This is a genomic window from Arthrobacter sp. MMS18-M83, from assembly GCF_026683955.1.
Lineage (GTDB): Bacteria > Actinomycetota > Actinomycetes > Actinomycetales > Micrococcaceae > Arthrobacter.
Window position 1 is genome coordinate 3,610,204 of sequence record NZ_CP113343.1, and the last position, 14,477, is coordinate 3,624,680.

Below are 14,477 nucleotides of genomic sequence, written 5' to 3' on the forward strand. Positions count from 1 at the left end.
ATTGGCTGCTACCGTAACGGGCGTGAGCCAATCAAACACTGAAGCAGCAACGGCACCAGCCGCAAAATACGAGATCCGGCCGGCGCAGGCAAGCGACTGGCCAGGGATCTGGGCTGTTCTTGAACCCGTGATCCGTGCGGGGGAGACCTTCACCTGGGATCGGGACACGTCCGAAGAAACGGCGCGGAGCAAATGGTTCAAGGAAGCTCCCGGCCAAACTTTTGTGGCGGTGCGCGACGGCGAGGTGCTGGGTACCGGTGAACTGCACGCCAACCAGGGCGGTGGAGGAAGCCACGTGGCCAACGCCGGCTACATGGTCCACGCCAATCACGGAGGGCAGGGCATCGCACGAGCACTTTGTGCCTATTCTTTGGCTGCCGCCCGGGACGCCGGGTTCAAGGCTATGCAGTTCAACGCCGTCGTCGAAAGCAACGTCCGCGCGGTGGGCCTGTGGCAGTCCATGGGCTTCCGCATCCTGGCGACTATTCCCGAGGCCTTCCAGCACCCAACCCTTGGCTATGTGGGCCTGCACGTCATGTACCAGGAGCTCTAGGGCCCAAGCCGTGACCAAGGGAGGATCTGCCTTCCAAGGCTATGCACATACGTGACTGCAGCGTAGTCTGCGGTGCATGGACGCAACGCCCAGGGCTGGATTCGATCCCCTCGCCGCCATCCGCGGAGATGCGAACGGCGGAGGGGATGATTCCGGCTGCGACCTCCTGCTGACGGGCACCGTCTTCCAGGACATCATCTTCACCGGACTGGACCGTAGTCCGGAACCGGGGACAGAAGTGTGGAGCCAAGGCATGGGCACTTGCCCCGGCGGCGTGGCCAACCAAGCGATCGCGGCCGCACGGCTTGGGCTGAGGACGAGCCTGGCGGCGGCCTTCGGAGATGACGGGTACGGGGACTTCAACTGGCGGATCCTCGAGAGCCAGGAGCACGTGGATCTCTCCCTCTCGAGGAGGTTTGAGGGCTGGCATTCCCCGGTCACCGTTTCCTTGTGCCTCGATCACGATCGTTCCATGGTCACTCACGGACACCCTGCGCCCATGACCGCATCCGAACTGATTGGCGAGCCCCCCAAAGCACTAGCCGCCGTCGCGGATCTAGGCGAGGAACCAGAGCCCTGGATGCTTGCCGCGAGCAAAGCCGGCGTCAAACTCTTTGGCGACGCCGGATGGGACCCGACTGGGCAGTGGTCGTCGAAGCGGCTTGACCAGCTCAGCAATTTCCACGCCTTCATGCCCAACCAGCGGGAAGCGATGGCCTTCACCGGCAAGGACAATCCGTGGTCCGCGCTTTACGCGCTCGCCGACCGCGTTCCAGTGGCCGTAGTCACCCTCGGAGCCCAAGGGGCCATGGCCGTGGATTCCGAAACCGGTGAGGAGGAATGGGTGCCGTCCCTTCCGGTGGCGGCATACGACCCCACGGGTGCAGGCGACTGCTTCGGCGCGGCGTTCGTTGTGGGTTGCCTGGCGGGGTGGCACCTGGGGGACAGGCTCCGCTTCGCCAATCTTTGCGCTGCGTTGGCGGTGCAGGAGGTGGGGGGCTCGCTGGCTGCTCCTGGCTGGGGTGACATCGCTGATTGGTGGCAGCGGGCCAACGCCCGGCGGGAGCGGCAGTCCAGCCAATGGCTAAAACGGTTCGCGTTCCTGGAAGACATAGTCCGTGACGTGCCGCCCGGAGCGCAGCGGCGTGCATCGGCGACTATCGCCCACAACTCGGACGCCTGAGCTGCGCTGACCCGAGTCAATCCCTGCGCTGCGGCGGCACTAGAATCGTGAGGTGACTTACGAAGCAGCTGCCAGTTTCGAGCCCGCGACGAAATCGGGTTCGGCAACGGTCCTCGAACGATCAGCCGTCATCGACTTGGATGCTGTCAGGCACAATGTGCGCCAATTCGTGGCTATCGCCTCGCCTGCCAGCGTCATGGCCGTGGTCAAGGCCGATGCCTATGGACATGGAGCCATCCAGGTGGCACGCGCAGCCCTGGACGCCGGTGCCAGCTGGCTCGGTGTCGCCCATATTTCGGAGGCTCTGGCGCTCCGCGCTGCCGGAATCGACGCACCCCTGCTGGCGTGGTTGCACACCACCGAAAGCAACTTCCAGGCGGCAGTTGCCGCCGGCGTCGACGTCGGGATTTCCGGCTGGGAACTGGACGCCGTGGTCGCTGCGGCACGCGAACAGGAACGTCCGGCCCGCATTCACCTGAAGGTGGACACTGGCTTGGGGCGCAATGGCGCGACGATCGACCAATGGGACAAACTGGTGGGCCAGGCCATGGAATACCAGGACGAAGGCCTCCTGCGCGTAGTGGGCATTTTCTCCCACTTGGCCGTCGCCGACGAACCCCACCGCCCGGAAACCGATGAGCAATTGGCGGCTTTCCGGGAAGCGATCGCGGTGGCCGAGGACGCCGGGGTGGACACGGAAGTGCGGCATTTGGCCAACACGCCGGCCACGCTTTCCCGCCCGGACGCCCACTTCAACCTCGTCCGCGTGGGGCTCGGACTGTACGGATTGTCGCCTTTCGAAGGACAAAGCTCCGCGGAGCTGGGCCTCCGACCCGCCATGACGGTCCGCACCCTTGTGTCCAACTGCAAACGAGTGCCCGAGGGCCAAGGTGTGTCCTACGGACTCAACTATCGGACTTCCAGCGAGAGCACCCTGGGCCTCATTCCGCTCGGCTACGCCGACGGCGTGCCGCGCGTCGCCACCGGCGGGCCGGTGCGCGTCAACGGAGTCAACTACCCCGTTGTGGGGCGGATTGCCATGGACCAGATGGTGATTGACCTCGGGAATGCGGGGGTGGAGGCAGCGAGTTTGCTGGGTGCCGAAGCCGTCATGTTTGGCGACGGCGCCGATGGTGGCCCGACGGCGAACGACTGGGCCGCCGCGGCGGGCACCAACAACTACGAGATCGTCACCCGCATCAGCCCCCGGGTCCCGCGGATCTACATTAATGAGACTCCGGAAGCGGATGCCCGGTGAGCGGGACATCCGTGAGTGAGGCAGTGTGGGAGCGCACCGTCACGGTCGCGACGGCGGAGCAGACACACGCTTTGGGCTCGGCACTCGGTGGGGTGCTTGAGCGCGGGGACCTGCTTGTCCTGACAGGCGAACTCGGCGCAGGCAAGACCACCTTCACCCAGGGACTCGGCGAAGGCCTGGGCGTCCGCGCCGGGGTCATCTCGCCCACGTTCGTCCTGGTGCGCATTCACCCCAACCTGCCCAACGGTCCGCGGCCCGGCGGGCCTGATCTGGTCCACGTTGATGCCTATCGGCTTGCCTCCGCAGCGGAGATCGACGACATCGACCTCGAAAACACCATGGACAGCTCCGTGACGGTGGTCGAGTGGGGGCGCGAACGCGTGGAACATCTTTCGGACAGCCGCCTGGACATCGAGATGCATCGGACCGTCGGTGGCTCGGATGCGGCGGTCGCCACCCCGGAAGCGGGTCGGGATGCGGTGCTGGACTTCGACCCCGAGGACGACGACGAACCACGCACTATCGTTTTCCGCGGCTTTGGCCCACGTTGGAGCACCATCCCCGAAATACTGGAAGAGAACGCCTGATGCTGATCCTGGCCATTGATACTTCGGCCGTGGCGAGTGCTGCACTCATCTCGGACGATGCATTGGAGGGCGTGGTGGAATCCTTCGCTACCGAAGACACCCGCAGCCACGCCGAGGTCCTGGCACCTGGCATTGAGAAACTCCTGAGCGACGCCGGTGTCAGCGCGGCAGATATCGACCTTATCGTCACCGGCGTCGGGCCTGGTCCGTTCACGGGGCTCCGTTCGGGGATCGCGACCGCCCGCACATTGGCATTCGCCTGGAACAAACCGCTATTCGGCCTCATGAGCCTCCACGCGATCGCCTTGGAAGTGGCAGAATCCACCGAGGCGCAGGCCGAGTTCCTCGTGGCGACGGATGCCCGCCGCAAGGAGGTCTACTGGGCGCGCTACACGCTCAATGAAGGCCAGCTCCCCGAACTCGTGGACGGCCCACATGTGGGCTTCGCCTCGGAACTGCCCGATCTTCCCGTCTTCGGGGCCGGCGGCGGCATCTACGCCGACGTCGTCAACGCGAACGAGGAATTCAGCACCACCCAACCCGACGCCGCCTCACTGGGCCAGTTCGCCATGGCCCTGATCGCGGCTGGCGGAAAGCTGCCGGACTCCACGCCCTTGTACCTGCGGGAATCGGATGCTCAAGTGCCCGGTCCCAGGAAGCGTGCCCTGTGAGTGCCTCGCACCAGTTCAAACTCGACGGCGTGACCTTGCGTGACATGACCGCCGACGACGTCACCGCCGTCGAGGCCCTGGAACGGCGGCTATTCCCGGTGGATGCCTGGCCGATGCAGATGTTCTTCGATGAACTTGCCCAAGTGGATACCCGCCGCTACGTAGTGGCCGAAGCCGGCGGGCAGATTGTGGCCTACGCCGGCCTCATGTGTATCGAGCCAATCGCAGATGTGCAGACGATCGCCGTCGTGCCCGAATTCGAAGGCAGGGGGATCGGCTCCGCTATCCTCACCGAACTCATTGAGGAGGCCCGAGGGCGCGGCGCGACCGAAGTCCTTCTCGAGGTCCGTGCCGACAATCCCCGCGCCCAGGCGTTGTACGTGCGGTTCGGCTTCGAGCAGATCCACGTGCGGCGGCGCTACTACCGTGACGGCACGGACGCCCTCATCATGAGGCTGACATTGGCTGAAGGGATCCCGGCGTGAACCTGCACAGCCACCTGAACCACTCCAACACCGTCCAGCCGCTCGTGCTGGGGATCGAGTCCTCCTGCGACGAAACCGGCGTAGGGATTGTCCGGGGCACGAGCTTGCTCACCAACACAGTGTCCTCCTCGATGGATGAGCATGTCCGTTTTGGCGGCGTCATTCCGGAGATCGCTTCCCGTGCGCACTTGGACGCCTTCGTCCCCACGCTGCAGGAAGCCCTGCACGAGGCCGGAGTGACGCTGGACGACATCGATGCGATCGCCGTGACCTCCGGGCCTGGTTTGGCAGGTGCGCTCATGGTGGGTGTCTGCGCTGCGAAGGCCCTCGCTGTTGCCACGGGCAAACCGCTCTATGCCATCAACCACTTGGTTGCCCACGTCGGCGTCGGGCTCCTTGACGGAAACGTGGGCGGCGCTGCAGGACTCGGCGCCGGTGGGCGGCTGCCGGAGAACCTCGGTGCGTTGCTGGTTTCCGGTGGACATACGGAAATCCTGCGTATCCGCAGCATCACGGACGACGTCGAGATGCTGGGTTCCACCATCGACGACGCCGCAGGCGAGGCTTACGACAAAGTGGCCAGGCTGCTGGGCCTTGGCTACCCCGGCGGGCCGGCCATCGACAAACTCGCCAAGCAGGGCAACGCCAAGGCCATCCGCTTCCCGCGCGGCTTGACCCAACCCAAGTACATGGGAACCGTCGAAGAGCCGGGACCGCATCGCTACGATTGGTCCTTCAGCGGGCTCAAGACCGCCGTCGCGCGCTGTGTAGAGCAGCTCGAAGCGCGCGGCGAGGACGTCCCCGTAGCCGATATCGCCGCCGCATTCCAAGAAGCAGTGGTGGACGTCATCACCTCCAAGGCTGTGCTGGCCTGCAAGGAGAACGGCATTACGGATCTCCTGCTCGGCGGTGGCGTTGCAGCCAACTCCCGGCTCCGCGAATTGACAGGGCAGCGGTGCAGCTCAGCGGGGATCACGTTGCACGTGCCGCCGTTGTCGCTGTGCACCGACAACGGCGCCATGGTTGCGGCCTTGGGGTCGCAGCTCATCATGGCGGGAATCGGTCCAAGCGGCGTCGCTTTTGCTCCGGATTCTTCCCTGCCGGTCACTACGGTTTCGGTGTAGGCGCCGCTAGGCGGTCGGCACGGACCGCATTTGCTGTACGAGGTCCTGGACGACGGCATGAAGATCACCGTCGTGCTGGGCAGCGACGCGGCGTTGGCGCTGGTAGCCCGCACCGCGGGTGATGATCTTTTCGACGTCGGCCAATTCCTCCGAGCAGCCGAGCTTTTCCGCGATGGGCGCCAGCCGGAGGAGGGTTTCCTTCAGGTGATCGGTGACAAGCTGCTCATTGCCTTCGGCATCGAGGATGATGATCGCCTCCATGCCGTAGCGGGCCGCGCGCCACTTGTTTTCCTGGACATGCCATGGCGGCATGGTGGGAATGCTGCCGCCGTTGTCCAGGATGGTGGAGAACTCGTCCACCAAGCACTGGGTCAGGGCGGCAACAGCGCCGACTTCCTCGAGAGTGGCCAAGCCATCGCAAATGCGCATCTCGATGGTGCCCAAATTCGGCACGGGACGGATATCCCAGCGAATTTCGGACAGGGTGTCGATCACTCCTGTGGTGAACATGTCCTGGACATAGGACTCGTATTCAGCCCAGCTGGGGAACTGGAAAGGCAATCCGGCCGTGGGCAGCTGCTGGAACATGAGGGCGCGTTGTGACGCGTAGCCAGTGTCTTCGCCGCCCCAGAAAGGGCTTGAGGCGGACAATGCCTGGAAGTGGGGGAAGTAGTTGACCAGACCGTCGAGGATGGGGAGCGCCTTGTCTCTCCGGTCCAGGCCGACGTGGACGTGGACTCCGTAGATGACCATTTGCCGCCCCCACCATTGGGTGCGGTCGATCAGTTTGGCATAGCGCTCTTTGTCCGAGACCGGCTGAAGCTGCGGCGGGCTGAAAGGATGGCTTCCGGCGCAGAAAAGCTCCACACCCATGGGGTCCGTAACCTCCCTGACGGCCTGCAGGGACCGGGCTAGGTCTTCCTTGGCTTCCTTGACGGTGTTGCACACGCCTGTCACAAGTTCCACGGTGTTCAGGAGCAATTCCCGCTTGATGTGCGGATGCTCGTCGTCTTCGTTCAGGTCCGGATGCCGGGACGCCACGCCGCGGAGGACCTCATTCGCGACCGAGACCAATTCGCCGGTGCGTGCGTTGACGAGCGCCAGCTCCCATTCCACCCCAAGTGTCGACTGCTTGGATGGAGCGAAATCAATCTGCACGTAGGTCCCCTCGGTGATATGCCAAAATGCCTGAGCAACGCCCGCCGTGGGGCCGTCAGCGGTTGGCTCAAGTCTAATGCAGGGGCGGTACGGTACCGCATGGGAGGAAACCTCAGGAAAACGAGCTCCTTGTCATCAACAAGCTGAATCCGCGCTTCAAGGCGCGCCAAGGCTAGCGCCCCGTCTAGGCTGGGCACAGAACCCCGCTACGTGAAGGAAGCCCCGTTATGCCGATCCTCAATAAAGACATGACGCTCTGTATCTCCCTCTCGGCCCGGCCGAGCAACAACGGAACGCGCTTCCACAATTTCCTGTACGAGGCGCTGGGCCTGAACTGGATCTACAAGGCCTTCGCCCCCACGGACTTGGCCAACGCGATCGCCGGCGTGCGCGGCTTGGGCATCCGCGGTTGCGCCGTTTCGATGCCCTACAAGGAAGACGTCATCGCGCTCGTGGATCGCATGGACGTATCGGCCGCCGCTATCGATTCGGTCAACACGATTGTCAACGACGCCGGTGTTCTGACGGCCTACAACACGGACTACACGGCGATCGCCCAGCTGATCGAGCGCAATGCGATCGACCCGGCGTCGTCCGTGCTGCTCCGCGGCTCCGGCGGCATGGCCAAGGCCACCGCAGCGGCCTTCCGCGACGCTGGATTCTCGCGAGTCACCGTCGTTGCCCGGAACGAAAAGCTCGGGCAGTCCCTTGCGGGGCTCTATGGCTTCGGCTGGCAGGCCGAAGTAGGGGAGTCGACGGCGGACGTGCTCGTCAACGTGACCCCTATCGGAATGGCCGGCGGACCTGAGTCCGGCTCCCTGTCCTTCCCCGAGGAGGCGGTGGCGGCCGCGCACGTGGTGTTCGACGTCGTCGCCCTCCCCGCGGAAACCCCGCTCATCAAGGCCGGCCGCGCGGCAGGCAAGACCCTGATCAGCGGCGCCGAGGTAGCCACCATCCAAGCGCTTGAACAGTTCGTGCTTTACACGGGAATCACCCCGACACCGGAGCAAGTGGCCGCGGCGGAAGAGTTCACGCGCGCCCAGTAGCCCTGTTCAGGAAGCTACCGGCTCCACCACAACAGCTACCTTTTCCTCGCCGATCCTGGTGAGGACCAGGGTGGCTGTTTTGTTGCCGCGTGCCTTTGCCGGGACTTTTCCGGCCGGCAGCAGTTGTTTCCGCAGTTCCTCGGGGGTGACAGAGGTGCCGCGCTTCTTGATGTCCAGGACACCAACACCGTTGGCCTTGACCCACGCTTTGAGGGCCTTGACGTTCAGCGGCATGAGTTCCATGACTTTGTAGGCGCGGGCGAACGGGGTCTCCACCAGTTCCGGAGCGCAAATGTAGGCAATGTGCTGGTCCACCAAGTGGCCGCCGAGCCGCAGCGCGACGTCGGCTACCAGGCCCGCCCGGATCACGGCGCCGTCCGGTTCGTACAAGTATCCCTCCACCGGTCCGACGTCGGGCACCGGGCCGCCGTCAAAATCCTCGCCGCTGGTGATCTCGGCCGCGCCTTGCGACCCGAGGACCAGGGCCGCCCGGCGGATGCCGGGTCGCGCGACGTCGTTGAACCACAGCGTCACCTCGGTGACGTCCCCTCCGACCGAAACCCACTGCGCCTCGCAGCCAGCCGGAACCGATTCATGCGGTATCCCCGGGCCCATCTTGACGCCGACGGACTTGCCGGTAGCAGCCAGCGATTCAACGAAGGAAAATGGCGGCGAGAACGCCTCCGGATCCCAGATCCGTTTGGTGCCCGACGACGACGTCGTGCGGCGGGCCGGATCGAGCCACACGCCGTCGACGTCGTCGAGGGGAACCGACGTGGCGTCGGAGTGCACCACCGTTGCGTGCGGGAAAGACATGAGGTTGATGGTGGCGCAGGCGGCGGTAGTCTCGTCGAGTTCCACGGCAGTGACCTTGATGTCCATCGAGGCCATGGCCATGGAATCGGCTCCAAGTCCGCAGCCCAGGTCCGCCACATGCCGCGTGCCTGCCTTGGCGAAGCGTTCGGCGTGCCTGGCCGCCACATTGAGCCGGGTGGCCTGTTCCAGGCCGGCCTGGGTGAAGAGCATCTGCCGGGCGAATTCGCCGAACTTGGCCTCGGCCCGGGTGCGGAGCCTGGACTGGGTGAGTACCGCGGCCACGAGTGCTGGGGAGTGGCCGTCTTTGCGCAGCCGCGCATTCAGGGCGAATGCTTCGCTATCGCGATATGGTCCCAAGGACGCCAGCAGTTCCCAACCCTCAGTTGTCAGCAGCGGGGCAATCTGGTCTTGGGGTGTGTCAGCCATGGGAACCAGCCTACTGGCCGCCCGTCATACGGGGCGGAGGGGGCTCCGAGAGCATCTGGGCCGATATGGTTGATGCCATGGAAGACAACCCAGTACGCCAGCCTGACGACGCCAATGGTTCTCCCTCCGCCTCCGATAAACGTCCCTTCGCCGGAAATCTCTCGAAGTATGCCCGTCCTGCGCTCATCGTGGGTGCTGCGATTGCCGCCGTCTGCATCGCGCTCTTGATCATTATTTTCTTCCTCGACTCCTTCAACGCGGCCACCTACTCCATGACCGGAAAGAGTATCGAGGACGCCACGGATGAGGCCCGCGACATCCGGGACACTTACACAGGTGCCCGTATCGGCGCGATCGTCGGGCTGGTGGTGTCCGGCGTCGTCGCGCTCGCCAGCGGTGTACTGCTCTACCTGAGCCGCGGAACGGCGCCGGAAGAAGAGTACGACGACGGCGAGGACGTGGACTTCGACGATCTCGCCGGGCAATGAGCGTGTGGGCCGGAGGTGGCCCTGCCGCCGTTCACCCGTGACGGAATTCTGGCACTCGCCTTGACCGAGTGCTAATGCTTACATAGAGTCTTGATTAGCACTCTCCCTAGGCGGGTGCTAATCATGCCGCCAGGCACTTACCGGCACCGCGACGACGGTAAGCCCGCCACGGCACCCCTGGTTTGATAGTCCATGTACTACCTCACGTAAAGGAGAGATCCGAGTGTCGGTCTCCATTAAGCCTCTCGAGGATCGCATTGTTGTCCGCCCGCTCGAAGCAGAGCAGACCACGGCTTCCGGCCTGGTTATCCCGGACACTGCACAGGAAAAGCCGCAGGAAGGCGAAGTTGTTGCAGTTGGCCCCGGCCGCTTCGATGACAACGGCAACCGCGTCCCCGTCGATGTAACCGTTGGTGACGTCGTCCTCTACTCCAAGTACGGCGGAACTGAAGTCAAGACCGGCGGCAACGAATACCTCGTTCTGTCCGCCCGCGACGTTCTGGCGATCGTCGTTAAGTAATTTCCTGGATCCCGCATCGCAGATCGAGTCGAACTTCTTCTGACTGATCGGCGGTGCGGGTTTTCCGTCTTGAAAGGACACAACCATGGCAAAGCAGCTAGCGTTCAACGACGCTGCCCGCCGCTCGCTCGAAGCAGGCATTGACAAGCTCGCCAACACCGTCAAGGTGACCCTTGGCCCGCGCGGCCGCAACGTCGTTCTGGACAAGAAGTGGGGCGCACCCACCATCACCAACGACGGCGTGACCATCGCCCGTGAAGTCGAGCTGGACGACCCGTACGAGAACCTTGGCGCACAGCTGGCCAAGGAAGTCGCCACCAAGACCAACGACGTCGCAGGCGACGGTACCACCACGGCCACCGTGCTGGCACAGGCACTCGTCAAGGAAGGCCTGCGCAACGTTGCCGCAGGCGCCGCCCCCGGTGAAATCAAGCGCGGCATCGAGGTCTCAGTCCAGGCCGTTGCTGCCCGCCTCCTGGAGAACGCCCGCGAAGTAGAAGGCACCCAGGTTGCCAGCGTTGCGGCGATCTCCGCCCAGAGCGACGAGGTTGGCGAACTGCTTGCCGAGGCTTTCGGCAAGGTCGGCAAGGATGGCGTCATCACCATCGAAGAGTCCTCCACCACCCAGACCGAACTGGTCCTCACCGAGGGCATGCAGTTCGACAAGGGTTACCTGTCCCCGTACTTCGTCACTGACGCGGAACGCCAGGAAGCTGTCCTCGAAGACGCGCTCATCCTGATCAACCAGGGCAAGATCTCCTCGCTGCAGGAATTCCTGCCGCTCCTTGAGAAGGCCCTGCAGGCAGCAAAGCCGCTCTTCATCATTGCCGAGGACATCGACGGCGAGGCACTGTCCACGCTGATCGTGAACCGCATCCGTGGCACCCTGAACGTCGTTGCAGTCAAGGCCCCGGGCTTCGGTGATCGCCGCAAGGCCATGCTCCAGGACATCGCCACGCTGACGGGCGCACAGGTTGTCTCCCCGGAGCTCGGCCTGTCCCTGGACCAGGTTGGCCTCGAGGTCCTCGGCTCTGCACGCCGCATCACCGTCACCAAGGACAACACCACGATCGTTGACGGCGCCGGTACGGCTGAGGACGTCGCAGCGCGCGTCGCCCAGATCCGTGCCGAGCTGACCCGCACCGACTCCGACTGGGACCGGGAAAAGCTGCAGGAACGGCTTGCCAAGCTCGCCGGTGGCATCGGCGTCATCAAGGTCGGTGCAGCCACGGAGGTTGAGCTCAAGGAAAAGAAGCACCGTATCGAGGACGCAGTGTCCTCCACGCGTGCTGCCCTTGAAGAAGGCATCGTGTCCGGCGGCGGCTCTGCCCTCATCCACGCCCTCAAGGCGCTGGACGAGGACGCTGCCGTCAAGGCCCTCGAAGGTGACGCGGCTGCCGCCGTCGGCATCGTCCGCCGCGCGCTGACCCAGCCGCTTCGCTGGATCGCGCAGAACGCCGGCTTTGACGGCTACGTCGTCGTCGCCAAGGTTGCCGAGCTGGAAGACAACCACGGCTTCAACGCCAAGTCCGGCGTGTACGAGGACCTGATCGCCGCTGGCGTGATCGACCCCGTCAAGGTCACCCGCTCCGCACTCCAGAACGCCGCCTCCATCGCAGCCCTGGTTCTCACCACCGAGACCCTGGTTGTCGAGAAGCCGGCCGAGGAAGACGAGCACGCAGGCCACAGCCACTAATCCTGGTTGTTTGATGCGCGAGGCCCGGTCCCCTTGGGGGCCGGGCTTCTTGCGTTTGCGGTGACGCGTGATGACAACACAGCACTCGCAGAACGGCATGGAGGATTGGCCCAGAGAACGTTCCGGAAGCTCCCAGCCGCCTGTGTCCTAATGGATCAAAGGAAGGTCGTTCAACCCGGCCTCAATTGACCGTGAACGTTTCGAATCAGTAGGGTAGGCGGTTTGAGTAGCACCCTGGAGGCAAGACTTTGACAACCACGCGCCCAATTGCGCCCACTCGGCACCAAAGGGGGCCGGTAAGATCCACGGCGTTCCGACCCGAAATCCAAGGGCTTCGTTCTGTTGCCGTGCTCATGGTTGTCACCTATCACATTTGGTTCGATCGGGTCTCCGGCGGCGTCGATGTGTTCCTCCTTATCTCTGCATTCCTCATGACGCTGCAGTTCACCAGGCGGTACTCGGATGGGCGCCAAACGGCGCTGATCAGGCACTGGCTGCACCATTTCCGCAGGCTCTTGCCCGCAGCAGTGACGGTCATCGTTGGAACGCTGGCCGCAACCTACGTCTTCATGCCGGCCACGCGCTGGTTGGACGCCATCCAGCAGGGTTGGGCTTCACTCTTCTACGTCGAAAACTTCCTCCTGCAGTCCCAGGCAGTCAACTACTATGCGGCGGACCACAGCCTGGCCAGCCCGCTCCAGCATTTCTGGTCGCTGTCCATCCAAGGACAGGTCTTCATCGTCTGGCCGATCATCCTGGTGGGAGCAAGCTGGGTGGCGAGGCGGTACCGGCTCGCCTACGTTCCCCTTCTTCGCTACATCTTCGGCTTGGTCTTCCTTGTTTCGCTGGTGTATTCGGTGGTTTTCACCGCAACGGACCAATCGGCAGCGTATTTTTCGACGGGGGCCAGGCTGTGGGAGTTTGCCCTCGGAACACTTCTGGCCCTCTTCCTTCCCATGGTGAAAATCCCGAGGTCAGCGAGGATCGTCCTTGGGTGGATCGGCATCCTGGCGATGCTCAGTTGCGGGTTCATTCTCGATGTCGAGGCGGCGTTCCCTGGGTGGGCCGCATTGTGGCCCACCCTGGCCGCGGCATGCTTGCTCGCGGCGGGACAGACGGACAGCCGGTTCGGAGTCGACCGAATTCTCAGTTCCAAGCCGCTGGTCCGCATGGGCAACAATTCATACGCCCTCTACCTCTGGCACTGGCCCATGTTGGTCATCTATTTGGCATGGTCTGGAAAGACGCACGCCGGTTGGTTGTCCGGCACTGTGATCATCATTGGCGCTCTCCTCTTGGCGGTTTTGACCACGAAGTTCGTCGAGAAGCCGTGGCGGGAGTGGACGTGGCCCGAGGTCAATCGACGCAGGAGCGTGATTTCGCTGGTTGCCGTAGCGACCGTGGCCATCTTGCCGCTCACGGGTTGGCCCCTGCAGATCGAGCAGACAAACCGGGCGCTGGAAGCAAGCGCGGGAACCCGCAACCCTGGCGCAGCAGCTGTTGGCGGGGATCTCGTGTACACCCCCGATCCGAGCGTGCCCTTGGTTCCAAGCATGACCTCTGTTGATGCTGACTGGCCGGTTTTCCCGACCCCCTGCAAGGGGACTACCGACGCGCAGGACTTCGTTAATCGCTGCACCAACGGGATCACGAACGGGACGAAAAACGTCGTCGTCATAGGCAGCTCGCACGCCCACGTGCTGAACACGCCGCTGCTGACCATGGCCGCAAAGAACAACTGGAGCCTTACGTCCATCACCAAGGGATATTGCCCACTTGGCGAGGACACCGCGGCAGACATCACGCAGAGCTGCGTTGACTTCAACAAGGCCACGCTCGCAGAGGTCCTGAAGATGAAGCCGGATGTTGTGGTGACAACCAGCACGCGTACCAATGCGCAGAGCAACATCCCCGAACGGCTCGATCCTTCATGGGTCACGGAGGTGAAGACGCTCAACGACGCGGGAATCCAAGTGGTTGCCCTCCGAGACACTCCACGCACAGCGCAACCCGTTCCGGCCTGCCTTGAGAAGAACCCCGGAGCATATATAGCCTGTGGTTCCCAGCGTGCCGAAATCTACTCTGAGGATTCCCCCACGGCGGCGGTGGCCGCGGAACTCCCCGACACGAAAATCTTGGATCTCTCCAAATATTTCTGCCCCGATGCAAACTGTCCGGCCGTGATCGGGAACGTCATGGTCTATAAGGACGACAACCATGTGACCGCCACCTACATGAAGACGTTGACTCCGTACTTCGAGAAGGCGTTCATGGCTGCCACGGGGTGGCCTTCATTGGACGGATAGCAAGAGGTGGCGCGGCCTAAGGTGCCGTTGCTCACATTGCCCGTGCGGAATATGGGGATCGGCGGCGAGGTTCTACTATTTATTCAGAACCTTTCTGCACAGGCCAGTCCCGTAATGACGGGCTGGTCATCAGCTGCAACCCCTACCAGAGCAACCCCAA

General features: G+C 63.6%; 14 protein-coding genes. 12 read left to right on the forward strand and 2 right to left on the reverse strand.

Going from position 1 to position 14,477, the window contains the following annotated elements; all coding sequences use genetic code 11:
• The first annotated feature begins 22 nt into the window (after positions 1–22).
• The 7 genes from OW521_RS17160 (at position 23) to tsaD (ending at position 5,861) form a co-directional block, all read left to right on the forward strand.
• Entirely contained in the window at positions 23–553 is a 531-nt protein-coding gene (locus tag OW521_RS17160) for a GNAT family N-acetyltransferase (protein ID WP_442781168.1), read from the forward strand.
• 76 nt (positions 554–629) lie between these two features.
• Positions 630–1,736, forward strand: coding sequence for a PfkB family carbohydrate kinase (locus tag OW521_RS17165; RefSeq protein WP_268020791.1), 1,107 nt, complete (start codon positions 630–632; stop codon positions 1,734–1,736).
• Positions 1,737–1,788: 52 nt separating this feature from the next.
• Positions 1,789–2,994 (forward strand): alanine racemase, encoded by a 1,206-nt coding sequence (gene alr / locus OW521_RS17170; RefSeq protein WP_268020792.1) that lies wholly within the window; start codon positions 1,789–1,791, stop codon positions 2,992–2,994.
• 11 nt (positions 2,995–3,005) lie between these two features.
• A complete protein-coding gene (tsaE, locus tag OW521_RS17175; RefSeq protein ID WP_268020794.1) occupies positions 3,006–3,581 on the forward strand; it encodes a tRNA (adenosine(37)-N6)-threonylcarbamoyltransferase complex ATPase subunit type 1 TsaE in 576 nt (191 codons plus the stop codon).
• Positions 3,581–4,252 carry a tRNA (adenosine(37)-N6)-threonylcarbamoyltransferase complex dimerization subunit type 1 TsaB gene (gene tsaB / locus OW521_RS17180; RefSeq protein ID WP_268020795.1) on the forward strand — a complete coding sequence of 224 codons (672 nt, stop codon included), beginning with the start codon at positions 3,581–3,583 and terminating at the stop codon, positions 4,250–4,252. The genes tsaE and tsaB overlap by 1 nt, the downstream gene beginning before the upstream one ends.
• Before the next feature lie 44 nt (positions 4,253–4,296).
• Complete coding sequence (rimI, locus tag OW521_RS17185; RefSeq protein ID WP_268025940.1) at positions 4,297–4,737, forward strand: ribosomal protein S18-alanine N-acetyltransferase; 441 nt, start codon at positions 4,297–4,299, stop codon at positions 4,735–4,737.
• Entirely contained in the window at positions 4,734–5,861 is a 1,128-nt protein-coding gene (tsaD, locus tag OW521_RS17190) for a tRNA (adenosine(37)-N6)-threonylcarbamoyltransferase complex transferase subunit TsaD (RefSeq protein ID WP_268020796.1), read from the forward strand. The genes rimI and tsaD overlap by 4 nt, the downstream gene beginning before the upstream one ends.
• Positions 5,862–5,867: 6 nt before the next feature.
• On the opposite strand, the gene OW521_RS17195 is transcribed toward tsaD, so the two are convergent.
• Positions 5,868–7,019: a glutamate--cysteine ligase gene (locus OW521_RS17195; protein WP_268020797.1), complete on the reverse strand. Its 1,152-nt coding sequence runs from the start codon at positions 7,017–7,019 to the stop codon at positions 5,868–5,870.
• Between the two features lie 227 nt (positions 7,020–7,246).
• On the opposite strand from OW521_RS17195, the gene OW521_RS17200 reads away from it, so the two are divergent.
• Positions 7,247–8,065, forward strand: coding sequence for a shikimate 5-dehydrogenase (locus OW521_RS17200; protein WP_268020798.1), 819 nt, complete (start codon positions 7,247–7,249; stop codon positions 8,063–8,065).
• Positions 8,066–8,071: 6 nt separating this feature from the next.
• Here the strand turns inward: OW521_RS17200 and OW521_RS17205 are convergent, their stop codons facing one another.
• Entirely contained in the window at positions 8,072–9,307 is a 1,236-nt protein-coding gene (locus OW521_RS17205) for a class I SAM-dependent methyltransferase (RefSeq protein ID WP_268020799.1), read from the reverse strand.
• A 77-nt stretch (positions 9,308–9,384) separates the two neighbouring features.
• Here OW521_RS17205 and OW521_RS17210 point away from each other — a divergent pair, with 77 nt between their 5' ends.
• The 4 genes from OW521_RS17210 to OW521_RS17225 all read left to right on the forward strand — a co-directional run bounded on the left by OW521_RS17210 (position 9,385) and on the right by OW521_RS17225 (position 14,317).
• Positions 9,385–9,795, forward strand: a complete 411-nt coding sequence (locus tag OW521_RS17210) for a hypothetical protein (protein ID WP_268020800.1) — start codon at positions 9,385–9,387, stop codon at positions 9,793–9,795.
• 223 nt (positions 9,796–10,018) lie between these two features.
• Positions 10,019–10,315 (forward strand): co-chaperone GroES, encoded by a 297-nt coding sequence (gene groES, locus OW521_RS17215; RefSeq protein WP_265976870.1) that lies wholly within the window; start codon positions 10,019–10,021, stop codon positions 10,313–10,315.
• 85 nt (positions 10,316–10,400) lie between these two features.
• Positions 10,401–12,011 carry a chaperonin GroEL gene (gene groL, locus OW521_RS17220; protein ID WP_234749153.1) on the forward strand — a complete coding sequence of 537 codons (1,611 nt, stop codon included), beginning with the start codon at positions 10,401–10,403 and terminating at the stop codon, positions 12,009–12,011.
• A gap of 353 nt (positions 12,012–12,364) precedes the next feature.
• Positions 12,365–14,317, forward strand: a complete 1,953-nt coding sequence (locus OW521_RS17225) for an acyltransferase family protein (protein WP_268020801.1) — start codon at positions 12,365–12,367, stop codon at positions 14,315–14,317.
• Positions 14,318–14,477: the final 160 nt, after the last annotated feature.

What these genes read in the sequence shown, in the direction of transcription:
- OW521_RS17200 (WP_268020798.1), top strand. Translation starts at nt 7,247, where the DNA reads ATGCCGATCCTCAATAAAGACATGACGCTCTGTATCTCCCTCTCGGCC.
- tsaB (WP_268020795.1), top strand. Translation starts at nt 3,581, where the DNA reads ATGCTGATCCTGGCCATTGATACTTCGGCCGTGGCGAGTGCTGCACTC.
- OW521_RS17205 (WP_268020799.1), bottom strand. Translation starts at nt 9,307, where the DNA reads ATGGCTGACACACCCCAAGACCAGATTGCCCCGCTGCTGACAACTGAG.
- OW521_RS17165 (WP_268020791.1), top strand. Translation starts at nt 630, where the DNA reads ATGGACGCAACGCCCAGGGCTGGATTCGATCCCCTCGCCGCCATCCGC.
- OW521_RS17225 (WP_268020801.1), top strand. Translation starts at nt 12,365, where the DNA reads ATGGTTGTCACCTATCACATTTGGTTCGATCGGGTCTCCGGCGGCGTC.
- groL (WP_234749153.1), top strand. Translation starts at nt 10,401, where the DNA reads ATGGCAAAGCAGCTAGCGTTCAACGACGCTGCCCGCCGCTCGCTCGAA.
- rimI (WP_268025940.1), top strand. Translation starts at nt 4,297, where the DNA reads ATGACCGCCGACGACGTCACCGCCGTCGAGGCCCTGGAACGGCGGCTA.
- OW521_RS17210 (WP_268020800.1), top strand. Translation starts at nt 9,385, where the DNA reads ATGGAAGACAACCCAGTACGCCAGCCTGACGACGCCAATGGTTCTCCC.